Annotated in this window: 14 protein-coding genes; 7 read left to right on the top strand and 7 right to left on the bottom strand. The window is 57.1% G+C overall.

Going from position 1 to position 18938, the window contains the following annotated elements:
- Positions 1-57: 57 nt before the first annotated feature.
- Positions 58-1041, top strand: a complete 984-nt coding sequence (locus tag AO242_RS17140; RefSeq protein ID WP_099269661.1) for a DUF1853 family protein — start codon at positions 58-60, stop codon at positions 1039-1041.
- A 3-nt stretch (positions 1042-1044) separates the two neighbouring features.
- Here the strand turns inward: AO242_RS17140 and AO242_RS17135 are convergent, their stop codons facing one another.
- The 4 genes from AO242_RS17135 to AO242_RS17120 form a co-directional block, all read right to left on the bottom strand.
- Entirely contained in the window at positions 1045-2274 is a 1230-nt protein-coding gene (locus AO242_RS17135; RefSeq protein WP_231677460.1) for an MFS transporter, read from the bottom strand.
- Between the two features lie 272 nt (positions 2275-2546).
- Positions 2547-3890 (bottom strand): MFS transporter, encoded by a 1344-nt coding sequence (locus AO242_RS17130; RefSeq protein WP_027902003.1) that lies wholly within the window; start codon positions 3888-3890, stop codon positions 2547-2549.
- 148 nt (positions 3891-4038) lie between these two features.
- Complete coding sequence (locus AO242_RS17125; protein ID WP_164705985.1) at positions 4039-5061, bottom strand: 1-aminocyclopropane-1-carboxylate deaminase/D-cysteine desulfhydrase; 1023 nt, start codon at positions 5059-5061, stop codon at positions 4039-4041.
- Between the two features lie 321 nt (positions 5062-5382).
- A complete protein-coding gene (locus tag AO242_RS17120) occupies positions 5383-7419 on the bottom strand; it encodes an NADPH-dependent 2,4-dienoyl-CoA reductase (RefSeq protein ID WP_099269659.1) in 2037 nt (678 codons plus the stop codon).
- 650 nt (positions 7420-8069) lie between these two features.
- Here AO242_RS17120 and AO242_RS17115 point away from each other — a divergent pair.
- Positions 8070-8714, top strand: coding sequence for an HAD-IA family hydrolase (locus AO242_RS17115; RefSeq protein ID WP_099269658.1), 645 nt, complete (start codon positions 8070-8072; stop codon positions 8712-8714).
- A gap of 386 nt (positions 8715-9100) precedes the next feature.
- The gene (locus tag AO242_RS17110) at positions 9101-9949 is read left to right on the top strand and encodes a glycoside hydrolase family protein (protein WP_241154015.1); all 849 of its coding nucleotides are present in this window, start codon (positions 9101-9103) and stop codon (positions 9947-9949) included.
- Positions 9950-9992: 43 nt separating this feature from the next.
- Here the strand turns inward: AO242_RS17110 and AO242_RS17105 are convergent, their stop codons facing one another.
- On the bottom strand, positions 9993-10310 hold the full coding sequence (locus AO242_RS17105) for a hypothetical protein (RefSeq protein WP_099269657.1): 318 nt from the start codon (positions 10308-10310) through the stop codon (positions 9993-9995).
- A gap of 508 nt (positions 10311-10818) precedes the next feature.
- On the opposite strand from AO242_RS17105, the gene AO242_RS17100 reads away from it, so the two are divergent.
- Together AO242_RS17100 and AO242_RS17095 are read left to right on the top strand one after the other, a co-directional pair.
- Positions 10819-11067: a hypothetical protein gene (locus tag AO242_RS17100; protein WP_099269656.1), complete on the top strand. Its 249-nt coding sequence runs from the start codon at positions 10819-10821 to the stop codon at positions 11065-11067.
- A gap of 60 nt (positions 11068-11127) precedes the next feature.
- Positions 11128-13830 (top strand): beta-glucosidase, encoded by a 2703-nt coding sequence (locus AO242_RS17095; protein ID WP_027901775.1) that lies wholly within the window; start codon positions 11128-11130, stop codon positions 13828-13830.
- Positions 13831-13898: 68 nt separating this feature from the next.
- Here AO242_RS17095 and AO242_RS17090 read toward each other — a convergent pair whose 3' ends face one another.
- Positions 13899-14549, bottom strand: coding sequence for a TetR/AcrR family transcriptional regulator (locus AO242_RS17090; protein WP_027901774.1), 651 nt, complete (start codon positions 14547-14549; stop codon positions 13899-13901).
- 274 nt (positions 14550-14823) lie between these two features.
- Between AO242_RS17090 and AO242_RS17085 the strand changes: the two genes are divergently transcribed.
- Positions 14824-15765: an ADP-ribose pyrophosphatase gene (locus AO242_RS17085; RefSeq protein WP_099269655.1), complete on the top strand. Its 942-nt coding sequence runs from the start codon at positions 14824-14826 to the stop codon at positions 15763-15765.
- A gap of 325 nt (positions 15766-16090) precedes the next feature.
- On the opposite strand, the gene AO242_RS17080 is transcribed toward AO242_RS17085, so the two are convergent.
- Positions 16091-17269: a XylR family transcriptional regulator gene (locus tag AO242_RS17080; protein WP_099269654.1), complete on the bottom strand. Its 1179-nt coding sequence runs from the start codon at positions 17267-17269 to the stop codon at positions 16091-16093.
- Positions 17270-17472: 203 nt separating this feature from the next.
- Here AO242_RS17080 and xylA point away from each other — a divergent pair, with 203 nt between their 5' ends.
- Positions 17473-18789: a xylose isomerase gene (gene xylA, locus AO242_RS17075; RefSeq protein WP_099269653.1), complete on the top strand. Its 1317-nt coding sequence runs from the start codon at positions 17473-17475 to the stop codon at positions 18787-18789.
- Positions 18790-18938 lie beyond the last annotated feature (149 nt).

Genomic DNA, 18938 nt, shown 5'->3' with positions numbered 1-18938 from the left:
ACGCTTTCGCGGGCAAGCCTCGCTCCAACAACTCTCTATTTCCGCTACTCTCGGGACATGACTCTTTTCCCCAGCCTCACCCACCTGCCCCGCCAGTTACGCACGCCGCAAGTGCGGGACCTGGCCTGGGTGATTCTGGCGCCGCCGATGCTGAGCGAAACGCCGTGGCCGCAGCGTCATCCTTTGACTGCCAGCGACTGGGTGCAAACACCTCAACTATTGGCAGACTTTCTACTCAGGCTGGACCAGGACAGCAGCGCCCTGCTCCACTGGCTGGCACTGGGCGCAACCCGTCGGCTGGGCCTGTATTACGAGCGTTTATGGCAATTTGCAGTAGCTCAGGCTCCCGGTGTCGAGATGATCGCCGCGAACCTGCCGATTCGCCTGGGCGGCCAAACCCTGGGTGAGCTGGACATGCTGCTGCGCGATGCCGAAGGCGTGCACCACGTGGAATTGGCGATAAAGCTCTATCTCGGACCGCAGCAAGGTGACGGCAGTGACCCTGCGCAATGGCTGGGGCCTGGTTGCCATGACCGGCTTGACCTCAAACTTGCCCACCTGAGCCAACATCAACTGCCGATTTCCGCCCGCCCGGAAAGCCGCGAACTGCTCGCAGCGCTGGGCATCGATACGTTTGACGCGCAACTGTGGCTTGGGGGCTATCTACTTTACCCGTGGCCCGGCCAGACAGACTCTCCGCAAGGCGTCCATCACCAGCACTTGCGCGGCAGTTGGCTGCATCAGAAGGATTGGCACGCATTTACCGCGCAACGGCCGGAAGGTCGCTGGCAGTTATTGCCTCGTCACGCCTGGCTGGCCCCGGCCCATTACGCCGAAGCCTGGAAAGATTCACAACTGCAGGACTGGCTGACTCAACTGGACCCGCTGGCTCCGGCGCAACTTTTGGTAAGGCTGGTGGAAAACGGCAGCGGCGAATGGGAGGAAGCCGAACGGGTTTTCCTCGTTTCGGACATCTGGCCACGGCTGGGTGACACAAGCAACATGACTCAAACCATCACGTTGCCCGCGTCGCCCGCCTGAATCTCAAGCGGCTTTTTTAGTGCGCGGCAGCAGAATCGCCAGGATCCCCAGAAGCGGCAGATAGGAACACAGGTTATAGACGAACAGAATGCCGTGGCTGTCAGCCAGATAACCCAGCAAGGCCGCACCAATCCCGCCAAAGCCGAACATCAGGCCGAAGAAGATCCCGGCGATCATGCCGACGTTACCCGGCACCAGCTCTTGGGCATACACCACAATGGCGGAAAACGCCGACGCCAGAATGAAACCGATGATCACGCTCAGCACGCTGGTCCAGAACAGATCGGCATAAGGCAGCGCGAGGGTAAACGGCGCAGCACCGAGAATCGAAAACCAGATCACCGCTTTACGGCCAATCCGGTCGCCAATCGGCCCACCGAAGAACGTGCCCGCAGCCACCGCTCCAAGGAAAAGGAACAGATACAGCTGGGAATTAGCCACCGACAGGTCGAACTTCTCGATCAGGTAGAAGGTGAAGTAACTAGTGATGCTCGACATGTAGAAGAACTTGGAGAAGATCAGAAACGCCAGGACGACCAGCGCGCCAGTGACGCGTCCTTTGGACAGACCATGACTCGCGGCCTGACCTTGCTTGAGCTTGAACAGATTCAAGTGCGCGCGGTACCAGCGGCTGATGCCGTATAGCAGTCCCACAGAAAACAGCGCGACCAGCCCGAACCAGGCCACATACCCCTGACCGAACGGAATGATGATCGCTGCCGCCAGCAACGGGCCAAACGCTGAGCCGGTGTTGCCGCCCACCTGAAAGGTCGACTGCGCCAGTCCAAACCGTCCACCCGACGCCAGCCGCGCAATGCGTGAAGCTTCCGGGTGAAAGGTAGAAGAGCCAATACCGATCAGGGCCGAGGCCAGCAGAATCATTGGAAAACTGCCCACCACGGCCAGCATCAGAATACCGATCAAGGTGCACAGCGAACCGACTGGCAATACCAGCGGATTGGGATGGCGGTCGGTGTAATAACCCACCCAAGGTTGCAACAGCGAGGCAGTGATCTGGAACGTCAGGGTAATCAGGCCGATCTGCGTAAAGGTCAGGCCGTAGCTTTCCTTGAGCAGCGGGTAGATCGACGGCAGCACCGCCTGAATCAAGTCGTTGACCAGATGCGCCAGTGCCACAGCACCGATGATGCGCATGACCAGCGGGCTGCTGGTGCTGGTGTTCGGAGGAGTTGCAGCAGGAATTGCGCTGGTGGAGGCGTTGCTTACGTCCATGGAGTTCATCCGCGAAGCTATTGGATGTGCCACGACCCGGTTATTGCAAGATATGTCAGCGGCACAAGGCCCGCCAATGTGCCATTTTTTGGGGCATGGCCGCTACATTTTGTTGCGCAGATGACAGAGGGTTGTCACTGATATGCAGGCTTTTGTGGGAGCCGGGCTTGGTCTGGGCGGCATTCCGACGATAAACGATAACGCGGTGTGGCTTCTGTTCGCGTCTCATGTATCGCGGGCAAGCCCGGCTCCCACAGGATTGCATTGCAAATCTAGACTTGAGTCGCTGCCACACCCGGCTCGCCCTTCTGCCCCGTCGGCACATCATGCAGCGATATCCGCGAGGTCTCCGGCAGCGCCAGGCCACCCGCCAATGCCAGCAATGCCACGGCAATCAGGTAAAACGCCGGGGACAAATTGCTGCCCGTAGTGGTGATCAGCCAGGTCGCCATCAACGGCGCGGTGCCGCCGAAGATGGTGTAAGCCATGTTGTAAGTGATCGCCGAAGCGGTGTAGCGCGTACGGGTCGGAAAGGTTTCCGAGAGCAGCGCGGCCGTGACCACGCCACACAGTACCGCGCCGACCGCCAGCAGCATCACGCCGACGATGGACGCCACGAACGAGCCGGAACTGGCCATCAAGAATGACGGGAATACCACCACGATCAACAGCGCGCACGCGGTCATGACCGTCACGCGGCGCCCGACCTTGTCGGAGTACAACCCGGCCAACGGGCAAATCGCTGCGGCAAAGAGCAATGCAATCAACGACACCAGCAACGCCGTCGCACGACTCAGACCACCCGCTACTTGCAGGTAAGTCGCGAAGTACGTGGTGAACATATAGAACGACAACGCCGTCAGCGACACGAATGCGCCCAGGCAGCAAATCGCCGCTCCGTGGTTGCGCAGGGTTTCCTTGAGGGGCGAATGGGCGACGTCATGCTCCTGCGCCACCGCCTGAAATGCCGGAGTTTCATCCAGTTTCCAGCGCAGATACAAACCGACCAGACCCAGCGGCGCAGCAATCAGGAACGGCAAGCGCCAGCCCCAACTGCCCATGGCTTCCGGTGACAGTGAAGCCTCAAGGGCGTAAGCAACTACAGCCGCTGCGGCGAATGCGGAAAAAGTCGAGACAGGGACAAAACTGCCGTACCAGGCACGTTTATCGCTGGGCGCATGCTCCATAAGGTAGGCGCAGGCACCGGCGTATTCACCGCCTGCCGAGAAGCCTTGGGCGCAGCGGATCAAGGTAAGGAGGATCGGCGCCATCACGCCAATTGCAGCGTAGGTGGGCAGCAAACCAATCAGCGTGGTGGCTGCGGCCATCAATAGAATGGTCATTGCCAAGGTGCGTTTGCGGCCAATCCGGTCGCCGAGCATACCGAAGAAGATCCCCCCCAGCGGCCGGAAGGCAAAGGCCACGGCGAACACTGCAAAGGTTTTCAACAGCGCTGCACTGGCATCTCCACTGGGGAAGAACTGCTGGGCGATAGCCGTAGCCAGAAAGCCATAAACGGCGAAGTCGAACCATTCGACAAAGTTGCCGATGGCAGCGGCGACAATCACTTTTCTCAGCGTTTTGGGGCTGACTTGCTCTGTAGCGGCGCTTGTCATGCTGGACCTCGACATTTCATCAGGAAGCTATCGATTATCGGGACAGTCACTGCGACGGCTCACTCCAAAAGTGTCATCCGCGTATTCAGGACCGACCCCACCGCTGCTCGATAGCGCATGATTCATGCCAGAGGCTTTGGATCAACGATTACAAGCCCATCGCGCGTCGCCCTTGCAGGCCGCCGGTGTGGATGAAAATCAGCCGCGTACCGACCGGGAAACGCCCGGCGACCACCTCATCGTGGAGGGCCAACAGCGCCTTGCCGGTGTACAGCGGTTCGAGGGGGATGCCGCTTTGGGATTCGCTACTGGCGATGAAATCCAGCAGGTGCGGATCGGTTTTGGCGAAGCCACCACGGGAGGCGCTGATGAGGATGTAGCCATCGGTAGGAGCGAACTTGTTCGCGAGGCGGTGTGTCAGGCTAGACGCTTCGCGAACAAGTTCGCTCCTACCGGCTTTGCGATGGGCCAGAATTGCCGCGACATTCTGTTCAACCCCATGATCATCCGGCACCGCCATGGCGCCGTACACCGGATGCGCGCCGTCCTCGGCCAACACTAGTCCAGCTAGCGTGGTGCCCGTTCCTGCAGCCAGCCACCAGCCGTGATAATCGCTCCAGCCCAGTTCGCTCAGTTGTTCGTGCGCCATCTCCAGCAAACCGGCGCAGCCAAGCGCGCCGGGCAAACCTCCGCCGCCTTCCGGGATCGGGTAGAAATCAGGGTATTGCGTCAGCCACGAAGGCCAGAAGTCCGGCTCATGGCGTGCGCGATAACCGCCATAGCCAAGCCAGTGCAGGTGCATGCCGAACGCCTGTAGATCGACGGTGGTGGGCGTCTGCACTGCATGACCGCGCAACAATCCGACCGTGGCAAAGCCAAATCGCTTGCCCGCTGCCGCCAACGCATGCAGATGATTGGAATGCGCGCCGCCCAGACTGATAACGCCTTTCGCATTCACCTCGCTGGCTGCCGCAAGGTGATGAGCGAGCTTGAACCACTTGTTGCCACTGATCAGCGGATCGATAAGATCCAGGCGCAGGACCGCAACCTCGATACCGGCTTGGGTTAGCCAAGGTAGATCGAGGCGTTGGAGCGGCGCGCTGGGTTGCCAGTGAATGGGGGCGATGGACACAAGGAAGGGACCGCTGGATGAAGGGCGGGAGTTTAGCATTGGCTGCGATTTAACTGATTAAGCATAAACCCTGTGGGAGATTCTATGTCCGCCAGCAAGCCTGATCTTGATCTTGATCTTGATCTTGATCTTGTAGGACCGGCTTTAGCCGGGAGGACGGTATTTCAGGCAAAGGCAGTTCAGCGGATGTCCCGCCGCCCTCCCGGCTAAAGCCGGTCCTACGGGAGGTGCGGACCCTGTGGGAGGCTTGCCCGCGATAAACGATAACGCGGTGCGTCTTCTGACCGCGTCTCATGTATCGTCGGAATGCCGCCCAGACCAAGCCTCGCTCCCACAAGAACTGCGTTCCCCAGGAAAACCCTACAACCCCGCCGCCAACCTCGAGCCCTGATCAATCGCCCGCTTGGCATCCAGCTCGGCCGCGACATCCGCGCCGCCGATCAGGTGCACGGATTGCCCGGCCTCGACCAGCCCGTCATACAGTTCCCGCAACGGATCCTGCCCAGCGCAGATCACGATGTTGTCCACCGGCAAAACCCTCTCCTCTCCTTCACCGATACGAATATGCAGACCGGCGTCGTCGATGCGCAGGTATTCGACACTGTTGAGCATCTGCACCTGTTTGTTTTTCAAACCGGTACGGTGAATCCAGCCAGTGGTCTTGCCAAGACCGTCGCCGACCTTCGAAGCCTTGCGCTGCAACAGAAACACCTGACGCGCCGGGGCATGCAGCTCCGGCTTGATCCCCGCCACGCCGCCGCGCGCTTCAAGGGCGGTGTCGATGCCCCACTCTTTCCAGAAAGCAGTGCGATCCAGGCTGGTGGAAATGCCCTGATGCACCAGAAACTCCGAAACGTCGAAACCGATACCGCCTGCGCCGATCACCGCAACGCTCTGCCCTACCGGTTTACGTTGCAGGATCACATCCAGATAGTTCAGCACCTTCGGATGATCGATACCCGGAATCGCTGGCGTGCGCGGCGCAATACCGGTGGCCAGGATCACCTCGTCATAACCGGCGCCCAGCAAATCATCAACTGCAATACGGGTATTGAGCCGCACTTCTACGCCAGTGGTTTGCAGCTTGCGGGCGAAGTAACGCAGGGTTTCGTAGAACTCCTCTTTGCCCGGTACACGCTTGGCGATGTTGAACTGACCGCCGATTTCAGCGGCTGAATCAAACAGAGTGACGTGATGCCCACGTTCGGCAGCCACTGTGGATGCCGCAAGGCCCGCAGGACCGGCACCAATCACGGCGATTTTCTTGCTCTGGCGGGTCCGGATGTAATTCAGTTCGGTCTCATGGCAGGCACGCGGGTTGACCAGGCAACTGGTCAGCTTGCCGCCAAAAGTATGGTCCAGACAGGCCTGATTGCAGCCAATGCAGGTGTTGATTTCATCGGCGCGCCCCGCCGCTGCCTTGTTGACGAATTCCGGATCCGCCAAAAAAGGCCGCGCCATGGAGACCATATCGGCATCGCCTTCGCTGAGAATCTGCTCGGCGATTTCCGGCGTGTTGATGCGGTTGGTGGTGATCAACGGAATGCCCACCGAGCCGCGCAACTTGGCCGTGACTTTGCTGAACGCAGCGCGCGGCACTTTGGTTGCGATGGTCGGAATCCGCGCTTCGTGCCAGCCGATACCGGTGTTAATAATCGTCGCACCGGCCTGCTCAATGGCTTGAGCCAATTGCACGATCTCTTCCCAGGTGCTGCCGCCTTCCACGAGATCCAGCATCGACAAACGAAAGATGATGATGAACTCGGCGCCAACGGCTTCGCGAACCCGGCGAACGATCTCCACCGGTAAACGCATGCGATTTTCGTAGCTGCCGCCCCAGCGATCCGTTCGGTGATTGGTGTGGGCTGCCAGAAACTGATTGATGAAGTAGCCTTCGGAACCCATCACCTCCACGCCGTCATACCCGGCGCTTTGTGCCAGCGTCGAGCAGGTGACGAAATCGGCGATCTGCTTTTCGATCCCCGCTTCGTCCAGCTCGCGAGGTTTGAAAGGATTGATCGGCGCCTGAATGGCGCTGGGGGCAACCTGATTCTTGCTGTAGGCATAACGTCCGGCATGAAGGATTTGCAGACAAATCTTGCCACCCGCAGCATGCACCGCCTGAGTCACCACGCGATGCTGCTCTGCCTCTTCAATCGTGGTCAGCTTGGCCGCGCCGGTGTAAACGCCGCCTTCTTCATTGGGCGCAATACCACCCGTGACCATCAGCCCGACACCTCCCGTCGCCCGCTCGGCAAAATACGCCGCCATGCGCTCAAAACCGCCTGGCTTTTCTTCCAGCCCGGTATGCATCGAGCCCATCAGGGTGCGGTTGCGCAACGTGGTAAAGCCCAGGTCCAGCGGGGCCAGCAGGTGCGGGTAATGAGCGGCGGCCATAGAAACTCCATCGAACTGTCACGGGATGCGACCGCCTGAGGCAGCCGTCAATTATTCAGGCCTTCGCGGCCTGTTCATTGCGCAACAGTAAAGACGAGCTTCGCGACGCGCTCAATGACCTTAAGTGACAAGTTGATGATTTAAACGTGCAGCTGGCTTTTTGGACTGTCTCAGCAAGCCAAAGCCTGATATCGACAGAACACATTCCTCTCAAGTGGAATGCATTGCTGTAGGATCCGCCCCCGGTATCCCTGATACCACGCTGTCGCGAAGCAAAACAGACAGCTAGTGGGACGGCCGGGGTGGCGCTCCACTTCATCCGGGAAGGCGGCATTCTTGACGATAAAAATGTGGCGGATGTGCTGGCCTCTTCCCGAATAAATTCGGTCCCACAGGGTGGGTCCGTCATCATCTTGCGGTTGCTGTCGAACGGCAGCCAGAAACGACTATCGCTGGGTATGAGGGTATGCCTTGATGCGCAGGATTCTCTACACCAACGTTTTAGTCGCGCTCCGCAGCGGTATCGTAACGGTGGGCATCCGACAAATACTCCCCTTTGGTAATCTGATTTCGTCGACAATGCAGCAATCACACAAAGCATCCAGACGCACTGTTATCGTCAAAAAATCGCATTTGAGGGAAGAACAGCAATGAGCGTAAAAGGCATCATTTTTGATAACGACGGGACTCTCGTCGACAGCGAACGCGTCGCAGCGACGCTGCTGCATCAAATGCTGTCAGAGCACAATATCCAGCTTTCTGTGGCCGAAGTGCTGGATCGCTATCGAGGCGTGCAGTTTGAGTTGTTCATGGCTGACATCAAAACGCAAGCGCCCGGTCTCAATGTAGACAGATTTGTTCAATCGTTTCGCGTGGCAAGTCTTCACATGTTCCAGGCTGGGCTGAATGCAATGCCGGGCGCTGTGGACTTCGTCAAGGCGTTGAAACTTCCTGGTTGCGTTACTTCCAATGGCCCCCCCTCTAAAATAGAGACGACGCTCAAGGCGGCTGGTTTATATCCCTGGTTCGAAGGCCGTCTCATCAGTGCCTACGACGTTGGATCCTGGAAACCAGAGCCTGGGCTAATTCTCGCAGGTTGTGATTTCCTGGATTTACCGCCTGAGAACTGCCTATTGGTGGAGGACAGCCATGCCGGCGTACAGGCCGGTTTGGCAGCAGGCACGAAGGTAGTGGGTTATGGACTAGACACCGACTTCTCGGTTTACGTCGGACGACCTGACTTTTATCTGGCCAGGCATTACCGTGACTTGGCACACCTGCTGACTCGCATCTAGCAGTCGCTGGAAGGAAGCGGCTTGTGTGCTGACCAGGTCCAGCAAGAAGCACTCAATACATAAAGCCTGGATAAACCTTGTCCGCCATGACGCACCTCATGGCCGACCATTGTGACCGCTGCTCGAATAGCATCATGGGCGCTGGTTATGGATGCACAAACGTCTTGTCACGTTGGTATATTGCAGGGCACATAAGCGTCTAAATATCACATCGCGATGCATCTATTGACCAATCCAATGTTGATCAGTGCAAGCCGCTGATAACACCCAGCCATTAGCCGATCAAAGCCAGCGTCTCCAGTTTTATCAACGGTACACTTTCAACGCCTGATGGATCATCGATGTTCACGGAGGATCGAATCATGCAGTTTCGTAACTACCTGCGAATGTTCACGCTGCTCACAGCGTTCAGCCTAGCCCTCAGCACAGTCTCCACACCAGCCTGGTCAGCCACTAAAAGCGCAAAACGCGGCATCGCTTATGACATAGCGTCACCTGCGGACTTGAGTGCTTTGTCCCCGGGAATCAGTTGGTGGTACAACTGGAGTCCAAAGCCACACGACCGGCTCGCCGCGTATAACTACTCCTCCACCTACGGGGTCGACTTCATCCCCATGGTCTGGAACGCCAATGTCGATGACGGTCAGCTCAAACTCTACCTGCAGGCCCACCCGGATATCCGCTACTTACTGGTGATCAATGAGCCCAATCTCGTTGATCAGGCCAACATGACACCCGAAGCGGCCGCGCGATTCTGGCCAAGGCTGGAACAGATATCCGCGCAGACCGAGGTAAAGCTGGTTGGCCCCGCGATGAACTGGGGAACGATGTCGGGTTATGGCGACCCGGTTGTGTGGCTTGACGCCTTCTATGCTGCGTACCGTGCGCAAAATCAGAATCGCGATCCGAAGATCGACTATCTGGCGTTTCATTGGTACGACTATGGGCTGTCAGGCATGCTCGACAGGCTATCCAAATATGGCAAACCCTTTTGGGTCACCGAGTTCGCCAACTGGCACTCCCCGATTGACGGGGTGCAGATCGACACGCTTGAAAAGCAAAAGCAGCAGATGGCAGAGATGGTGGCGGTCTGCGAGAACCGCGCGGATGTGTTTCGGTATGCCTGGTTCACGGGTCGCATGAATGATGACCCGCACTTTTCAAGCCTGCTGAACGAAGAAGGAAGGCTGACAGAACTGGGTAAGCATTATCTTTCGCTGCCATTCAATCAGTAGCGGGTACCAGCGGTCATCGGGACCTGGAGCCTGCCCATGCGCGTCAAAGTCGAGCTGGATGCCCGTAGGTGTCCAGCGCGTACGAGGCCGCCAGGGACGCTGAACCGATCTCGGTCAGCCCACTGATGATGTGCTGGGTGTAGGGAAAAGCAGGGTCTTCATCCAGCACTCTCTCCGACACCAACAGCCCTTCTTTCACAAGCACGTCTATCGCCAACACACAGCGCACGATGGACGGAAAGTTTGGCTGGCCGCGCACCAGCTGCATGTATATCTGACCGCATGTCAGCTTTCGCGGCGCACCGCCGCGTGGCTTTCCATCACTTAACAACCAGACCGCTTTTAAAATGGCCAGATCCACCTCGAGAGGGTCTGTAAGCTCTGAGCTGAATCCAAAGCCGGGTAACAGAAAGGGACGCGCTTGGGATGTCACAGTTAAACCTCTGAGTGTCATTAGCCTGAACCACCGCACTTATTCACCCTGGACGCTTTTCTTACCTGTAGGCATGAGCAGCGTGGCACGCCCGAATTCTTCACAAGGCGACAGGACGGCGAGCACTTTTATGGCCTGACTACTTTAACACCGCTCAAAACAGAGCTCTCACTCTGTTTTTCAGAAAGATTTTTTATAGCTGATAACTGAGAATAGTCAGCAGAAATAACCAATAAATACTTGTAAATCAGATAAAATCAATATTAATTTTAAATGAATTAAAAACACACGATAAAAACAAATCAAATATTTAACTTCATTTTTTTGCCGCCACAGAACTTTAAGCTCACACTGCTGACTTACTGTCTGCAGCCTGTAGTAAACCTCCACGCGCTGACACTTCTTCGTTACCCACTTCTATTTGGAGATTCTCCCGATGGCTAGAAGCTTGCTGCCTCTTGCTGCCATTTTTCTGATGGGCCTCACCACACTTTCTGTATCAGCCGCCGAAAACAAAAATCCCCTGCCGTCGACATCGAGTGATGTGCGCGTGGAAGTCGAGGCCAAACGCGAGCAGATCACTGGCGCCGAAAGCGCTAAAAAAAGCCAGTCGACAGGCGCGCAGACGGTGCTGGACGCCCCGGTCGTGACCGACGACGCCCCAACGACCGATGACGAGAAATGAGTCTTCGTTTGATACGCAGCACACACCCTATCGAACGAATTCAGGAGTAGCTCCATGTCCATGATCAAACAAGGCTTAGGCCTGAGTCTGCTTGCGTTGAGCATTGCTCAGGCAGGCACCGTAATGGCTGTCACCCCGATGACGGGCAATGAGGTCGAAGCGCGGGTTGGCGCGATGCTCGACAACATGACCCAGTCGGAAAAAATCAACTTCTCGCGCGTCGATGACGGACGCATGATTCCCAAGCTGGACAAGTTCAACCTGCAAGGCACAGTCGCCTACGACTCGGCCATGGGCGTACTGGTCGGCGGCAAGACTTTCGGTGCGCAGTACCCGTCACCTTCGGCATTGGCCGCGACCTGGAGCATCAACCGGGCCAAGGAATTCGGTCTGGCGATTGGTTACGAAACCCGGATCGCTGGCGGTCAGCAAATGCTGTCTCCGGCCATCAACCTCTATCGCACCCCGTTCAACGGGCGCTCCGCCGAGTACATGAGTGGTGAAGATCCATTCCTCGGCGCAGTGTTGGCTCCGGCCGTCACTAACGGTATTCAGGTTCAGGGTGTTCAGTCTGCCGCCAAGCATTACCTGATGAACGAGCAAGAGGCGAACCGGCACTATCTGGACGTCAAAATTGACGAGCGCGCCATGCAGGAGCTGTATCTGCCCGGCTTCGAATCGCTGGTCAAGAACTCGAACATTGCCTCGATCATGTGCGGTTACAACAAGATCAATGGCGAATATGCCTGTGAGAATCATCACCTGATCACTGACATCCTGAAAGGCCAGTGGGGCTTCCAGGGCAACGTGATGAGTGACTTCAACTCGGTTCAGGACGCGTTCAAAGGCGCCTGGGCAGGCACCGATATCGACATGCCGAGCGGCCTGCAATTCACTGAAGCCAAGTTGCTGCCCTATGTCTGGAACGGCCAACTGCATCAGAGCGTGATCGACGACAAAGTCCGCAGGAATCTCAGGGCACTGGTCAGCTACGGCTTTGACAAGGGCATCAACAAGGCTCAGCCTCTGGAGCACCGCGAGTACGGCCAACTGGCTGCGCTGAACGTCGCGAGGGAGTCGATTGTGCTCCTGCGCAACGAACCCGTAGACGGGCAGAAACCTCTGCTGCCACTGCCGAAAACGGCGAAGATCGCTGTTATCGGCGACCTGGCAATGCAGCCACCGACTGCGCCATTCGGTACCGCTTACTCAGCGCCTGCCAGCTATGTAACCGAACTCAGCGGCCTCAAGCAGCTGGCGTCGAGCACAAGCAATGTCGATTACCTGCCGCAGATGAGCCTCGATCCGAAATCGTCGGTCTGGTATCAGCCGGGTACGGGTAAAGGCAAAGGGAAAGAAGCCATCAGCAACACGGGTGTGAAAGCCGAGTACTACGCTAACACCACGTTGTCCGGCGATCCTGTTGCAACCCGCATCGAGCCAGGCCTCAACCTGAGCTGGATCACCAACACCAACGTAACCGACAGCGGCACCAGCGCGGTAACCGGTTACAACCCGGCACCGGGCGCGTTCTCGGCTCGCTTCACCAGCAAGATCAAACCTACCATCACCGGCCCGCACGTCTTCAAAGTCCGTGCCGATGGTGCCTACAAGCTCTGGATCAACGACGAGCTGGTGGTTGAGGATGAAGACAAGCAGGTTTCATTCGACCTGATTCCTGTGGTGCCACGTACCGTCAAGACTGTCGCGCTGAAAGCCGGCACCGAGTACAACGTGCGCCTGGAATATCGTCGACTCAAAGGCAATTACACCCCGGTGCTGGGCGGCATGAATGGCGTGCAATTGAGCTGGGCGTCGCTGCGTCCACCGACCAATCTGGCTGACTATGACGCAGTCGTGGTGGCAGCGGGCAGCAACTTCGAATACGAAGGCGAGTCCCTTGATCACCCGTTCGAACTGCCGCAATTTCAGTCTGAGTTGATCAGCTTCGTGCAGAGAGCCAACCCTAAAACCATCGTCGTGATGCACGGCGGCGGCGGTATGGATATGCAACCGTGGGCAACCAAGGTTGCTGCTTCCCTGCACGCCTGGTTCCCGGGTCAGCAAGGCGGTCAGGCACTGGCGGAAATCCTGTACGGCAAGGTCAACCCATCTGGCAAGCTGCCTATCACGCTGGACAAGAAAGTGCAGGACAACCCGAGCTTCGCCTCGTACTCCGATCCGGCACCGTACTACTTCAGCAGCCCTAAACCGCCGACTGAAATGACCTACAGCGAAGGCCTGTATCTGGGCTACCGCGGTTACGACAAGAACCATGCGAAGCCGCTCTACCCGTTCGGTTTCGGGATGTCTTACACGACATACCAATACAGCGACCTGAAGCTGTCGAGCAACGTGCTTGCACCTGGCGCAACCATCAAGGCCACGTTCACCGTGACCAACACAGGCGACAAGCCTGGTTTCGAAGTCGCTCAGTTGTACGTGCAGCCTTCAAAGCCGCAAGTTGATCGTCCGGAAAAAGAGCTGAAGGGCTTCTCCAAGGTTTACCTGAAGCCGGGCGAAAGCAAAACCGTGACGATTCCGTTGGACTCCCGTTCGTTCGCCTACTATTCGCCGGACGCTGTAAGCTGGATCGTAGACCCGGGCAAGTTCAAGGTTCTGGTGGGCAAGGATTCGGAAGACCTGGCACTGAACCGCACCGTCGTCGCGCTGTATGGCGAGAAATTATCGACGCGTGAATCCAACCCTCTCCCGATTCCGCTGCGCAACGCAGTTCAGGTCAAGCCAGAACAGGCTTACTGAGTCACCTTCAAAAAGGCTTGATCGGTGGTTGCAACAACCACCGGTTACTGACCATCGAGCGGCCGTACTCAGTCGAGTCCGGCCTGCTTGAGGTCTGACGCCAAACGCTCAAGAAACCTCGCAAAAGCACGCTCGATCGGTACGTAATCGGGGGAGCGTAGCCATTGAATCTGCATTCCGTCCATCATCGACGCAATCTCAAGACTGACCTGCTTCACATCGGTGTCCGCGCGAATTTCGCCCGCTTCGATCAGCAGATTGAGTTGAGCGTTAATGTGGCCATGCACAATCTCAAAGCGTTCGCTGAACCACCGGTTGGCCGGGTGAGTCACGGACAGGCTTTCTGTGTTGATGATCATCAACGCCTGACTGACAGCAGCGTCTTCGGTACTGAACTTCATGATGAACTGCAGAAACGCTAAAAACCCGTCCAGCGACGCAACCTCATCAGCTTCCTGTAACCGGGATGCGATGTACTGATCCCGATGCTGCAAGACGGCGTGCAACAACGCGAGCTTATTAGGAAAGTGATGTAGCAACCCGACTTGCGATATACCCGCGACCTTGGCAACGTTGGTCAGCGTAGCGCCCGCAAACCCGTCCCTGGCAAAAATCACCATGGCGGCCTGAATGATTTCCAGCTTGCGCATATCCCCTTTGGGGATGTGGCGACGCTTGGGAGGCGCGACCGGGTCAGGAATGGGAGTATTTTTTGGCATTTGAATAGCACTGTCCGTTGCGCAACTATGAAACCTGTCAGCGTATGGATTCCGCGCTGAAGCGTTCACTTATAGGCCAAACAGTACCCATAGAGAAATTTTCGGAAAATTCATCAGCGATGCACCAATGGATGTAACCCTACGCCCATGCAGTACGGGTGAAAAGCGTCCAGAACTGCACGTAGATCCAGTCGGTCGCGGAACATACCATGTGCCCTTGAAGCTGACAAATACACCACCGTTCGTAATACATGACCACAAAGGACTGCCCTCCATGGAAACACGCAAGGTTCGAATCACAGGCGAACATCTTCTGTCGGATAACTGGTATCTGCTGAAAAATATCGAGTTCGAAATGCCGCGCCGGGACGGCAGTTGGCAGGCAGTCACCCGCGAGGTATACGACAGGGGCAATGGTGCCACGATCGGGCTATACAACCTGGCAAAACGGACGGTTATTCTCACTCGGCAATTTCGCATCCCGGCTTTCGTCAACGGGCACGATGGTTACTTGATCGAAGCGGCTGCGGGCCTGCTGGATAACGCCAGTCCCGAAGAGCGAATCCGCCTGGAAGCTGAAGAGGAAACCGGTTACCGGGTCAAATCGGTGCGCAAAATCTATGACGCGTTCATGAGCCCGGGCTCAGTGACTGAGCGCCTGCATTTCTTTGTCGGGGAATACCAGCCGGAAGATCGCATCAATGACGGTGGTGGACTGGTCGAAGAAGGCGAGGACATCGAAGTGCTGGAACTGCCCTTCGATCTGGCGCTGGAGATGGTCGACGACGGCCGGATCATGGACGGCAAAACCATTATCCTTCTGCAGTACATCAAACAGCTCATGCCTCCCTCTTCCGGCCTGATGATTCTGGTGGCAGGCCCTTACCGTTCGGGCACCGGCGATGACCCCGCCTTGCTGGAAGCCAATGTACAGGCCATGCAAGCAGCCGCCGCAGAACTGCTGAATGCCGGGCACTTCCCGATGGTCGCAGAATGGGTCGCGCGACCTTTGGTGCAACTGGCGGGTTCCAAAAGCATCGGTGACGAAGTGTTCCAGAAGCATTTCCATGAATACGCGAAAAAGCTGCTGCAACGCTGTGACGGCGTATTGCGCATCGGCGGCCCTTCAGAAGGCGCGGACCTGATGATTGAACTGGCTCAGCAGCGGGGGTTGGCGGTGTATCGCGGCCTTGATGAGGTTCCGCATATTCAATAAAGGGCTGAAAACATCGGGCCTGTAGGAGCTCACCGAAGTTACGAGGCCAGCGCTGGCGCTGTGTCAGACACACCGCTATCGCAGCCTTCGGCAGCTTCTGTCAAAAATATAACTACATGAATAAAATGCGTTTTTTGTGGGAGATTCTATGTTCATCTGCAATCCCGTAGGACCGGCTTTAGCCGGGAGGGCGGTATTTCTACCGAAGGATATTTAGCGAATGTCACGACGTCCTCCCGGCTGAAGCCGGTCCTACGGGATTGTAGGCAAACATAGAATCTCCCACAGAACCGGCGCAATTCGCAGGACCGGCCGGGCGGTGTTCCTAAACAATCACCTCCTGCCGATACTCAAGTGGCGTACAACCAAACTCTCGACGAAACACTGTGTGCAAATACTGCGCAGATTTGAAGCCGCAATTGCGTGCCGTGTCTGCAATGGTCGAGTCGGTGTTCTTCAGGCCATTGGCGGCTGCCTCAAGTTTGAAGCGCAGGATTTCGTCATGCACGCTGCAGCCCCGTGCCTGGCGAAAGTGCGCTTCCAGCGATGAACGCGACACACCCACGTAAGCCGCGACTTGCGCGGTCTTGATGCCCTGGCAGGCATATTGGCGAATGAACAGCAGCGCTTGCATCACATAAGGATCCCCTAACGGCTGGTGCAGGCTCGATACCTGGACGTTGATCGAGTCCGGCGGAATCAGAATGTGCGTACCCTTGGCTGGCTTGCCGTGCAGCATTTGATGCAGCAATTGCGCGGCCGTGCGCCCCATGGTTTCGGTGCCTTGGCTTACGGAGCTCAAAGGCACGCGGGTCAGGCTACGCGTGAGCGGATCGTTATCGATGCCGATCAGCGCCACCTGCTCCGGAACAGATATCCCCGCCGTCAGACAGGCCTGCAACAATTGCCGTGCGCGGGCGTCACTGACGGCAATGATGCCGATGGGTTTAGGAAGGCTGTGCAGCCAGGCGATCTGCTGCTCGACGGCGCTGTTCCAGAGTGGCGCGCTGGTACCCATGCCGCGGTAGATCTCGCCGTGCAGGCCATCGCGCTGCATCAGCTTGCGAAAGGCTTTTTCCCGCTCCTGAGCCCAACGATTGGCTTGCGCTTCAGGCAGGCTGAAGCAGGCAAAACGGGTAAGTCCGGCTTCGATAAGGTGCTCGTACGCTAGCGTCATCAGCGCCTGATTATCAGTGGCGACGTAAGGAATACCTTGCGGATAGTCACGCTCGTTTTCATATGAACCGCCGACCGCTACCACCGGCAACCTGATCCCGGCCAGCGCCTCGCCAATCATCGGGTCATCGAAGTCGGCAATGATCCCGTCGCCCTGCCAGCGCTCGATACCTTTCAGGCGGCAGAGAAAGTCCTCCTCCAGAAACAGATCCCAGGAGGCGCGAGTACTGCTCAGGTAGTTGCCGATACCGCTGATGATGCCGCGGTCGTAGATCTTGCCGCCGTTGAACAACAGTGCAACGCGGTGAACAGGCGGTACGGTTTTCATTGTTATTGTCCTGGGCCGGCCCGAGGTTATCTAAACAGACTAGGCGCGGCGCCGCAGAATCTCAATACGCAAAATCGCACTCCGTGTTGATGATTTTCATAATCGGGAGCAACTGGACCGTTGCTAGTATCGAAGCACCGACAAGAGCAATCGATTAGAACATTCGATTAGAACAACCGATAAAAACAAAAAGGACATTGCGAATGCCATATTTCCCCGATATCGACCGAATTCGCTACGAAGGCCCCGACAGCGATTCGCCCCTCGCCTTTCGCCACTACGATGCGAACAAAATCATCATGGGCAAGCCGATGCGCGAGCACCTGCGCATGGCGGCCTGTTACTGGCACACGTTCGTCTGGCCCGGTTCCGATGTGTTCGGCGCAGGCACCTTCAAACGCCCATGGCAGCGCCCCGGCGACCCGCTGGAAGTGGCGATGGGCAAGGCGGAGGCGGCATTCGAGTTCTTCACCAAACTGGGCATCGACTACTACTGCTTTCACGACACCGATGTCGCCCCGGAAGGCAGCTCGCTCAAGGAATACCGCAATAATTTTGCGCAAATGGTCGACCATCTGGAGCGCCATCAAGAGCGAAGCGGCATCAAGCTTTTGTGGGGCACCGCCAATTGCTTCAGCAATCCGCGCTTTGCTGCTGGCGCTGCGAGCAATCCTGATCCGGAAGTCTTCGCCTTTGCCGCTGCGCAGGTGTTCAGCGCCATGAACGCAACCCAGCGTCTCGGTGGCGCCAACTACGTGTTATGGGGCGGACGCGAGGGCTACGAAACGCTCCTCAATACGGACTTGAAACGCGAGCGCGAGCAGCTGGGCCGCTTTATGCGCATGGTGGTTGAGCACAAGCACCAGATCAATTTCAAAGGCGACCTGCTGATCGAGCCCAAACCGCAGGAGCCGACCAAACACCAATACGATTACGACAGCGCCACCGTGTTTGGCTTTTTGCAGCAGTTCGGTCTGGAAAACGAAATCAAGGTCAACATCGAGGCCAACCACGCGACCCTGGCCGGTCATAGCTTTCATCACGAAATCGCGACGGCTGCTTCTTTAGGGATTTTCGGCAGCATCGATGCCAACCGCGGCGACCCACAAAACGGCTGGGACACTGACCAGTTCCCCAACAGCGTCGAGGAAATGACTCTCGCCACTTACGAAATCCTCAAAGCAGGCGGGTTCAAAAACGGTGGGTTCAACTTCGACTCCAAGGTGCGTCGTCAGAGCCTGGACGAAGTCGATCTGTTCCACGGGCATGTGGCGGCGATGGATGTTCTCGCCCTGTCCCTCGAACGCGCAGCAGCAATGCTGGAGAACGACCGGCTTCAGCACTTCAAGGACCAACGCTACGCGGGCTGGCAGCAGCCATTGGGCCAGGGAGTGCTGGCGGGCGAGGTCACCCTTCAGTCACTGGCCGAACATGCCTTTGCCAAAGAGCTTAATCCGCAAGCCGTCAGCGGCAGGCAGGAAATGCTCGAAAACGTTGTTAACCAGTTCATTTATCGCTGATCGCAATCGAGGTCTACGGGCACCGCAATCCGGTTACATTCGCGCGACAAATCTGTGCTCGCGGTGCCTTGCAACTCTCTACAGTTCTACCAGCACGATATTCATCGTCAGGCAGTCGCTTCTAAAAACAACAATAAAAGGACGCACCA

Origin of the sequence: Pseudomonas sp. ICMP 561, assembly GCF_002699985.1 — a bacterium.
GTDB lineage: Bacteria > Pseudomonadota > Gammaproteobacteria > Pseudomonadales > Pseudomonadaceae > Aquipseudomonas > Aquipseudomonas quasicaspiana.
Note: the sequence above shows the minus strand (reverse complement) of the source record. Positions and strands in the feature narration are given on the sequence as shown.

Bases quoted from the DNA above. Each gene is read 5' to 3' on its own strand.
- AO242_RS17140 (WP_099269661.1), top strand. From the start codon at position 58: ATGACTCTTTTCCCCAGCCTCACCCACCTGCCCCGCCAGTTACGCACG.
- AO242_RS17135 (WP_231677460.1), bottom strand. From the start codon at position 2,274: ATGGACGTAAGCAACGCCTCCACCAGCGCAATTCCTGCTGCAACTCCT.
- AO242_RS17130 (WP_027902003.1), bottom strand. From the start codon at position 3,890: ATGACAAGCGCCGCTACAGAGCAAGTCAGCCCCAAAACGCTGAGAAAA.
- AO242_RS17125 (WP_164705985.1), bottom strand. From the start codon at position 5,061: ATGCTAAACTCCCGCCCTTCATCCAGCGGTCCCTTCCTTGTGTCCATC.
- AO242_RS17120 (WP_099269659.1), bottom strand. From the start codon at position 7,419: ATGGCCGCCGCTCATTACCCGCACCTGCTGGCCCCGCTGGACCTGGGC.
- AO242_RS17115 (WP_099269658.1), top strand. From the start codon at position 8,070: ATGAGCGTAAAAGGCATCATTTTTGATAACGACGGGACTCTCGTCGAC.
- AO242_RS17110 (WP_241154015.1), top strand. From the start codon at position 9,101: ATGTTCACGCTGCTCACAGCGTTCAGCCTAGCCCTCAGCACAGTCTCC.
- AO242_RS17100 (WP_099269656.1), top strand. From the start codon at position 10,819: ATGGCTAGAAGCTTGCTGCCTCTTGCTGCCATTTTTCTGATGGGCCTC.
- AO242_RS17095 (WP_027901775.1), top strand. From the start codon at position 11,128: ATGATCAAACAAGGCTTAGGCCTGAGTCTGCTTGCGTTGAGCATTGCT.
- AO242_RS17090 (WP_027901774.1), bottom strand. From the start codon at position 14,549: ATGCCAAAAAATACTCCCATTCCTGACCCGGTCGCGCCTCCCAAGCGT.
- AO242_RS17085 (WP_099269655.1), top strand. From the start codon at position 14,824: ATGGAAACACGCAAGGTTCGAATCACAGGCGAACATCTTCTGTCGGAT.
- AO242_RS17080 (WP_099269654.1), bottom strand. From the start codon at position 17,269: ATGAAAACCGTACCGCCTGTTCACCGCGTTGCACTGTTGTTCAACGGC.
- xylA (WP_099269653.1), top strand. From the start codon at position 17,473: ATGCCATATTTCCCCGATATCGACCGAATTCGCTACGAAGGCCCCGAC.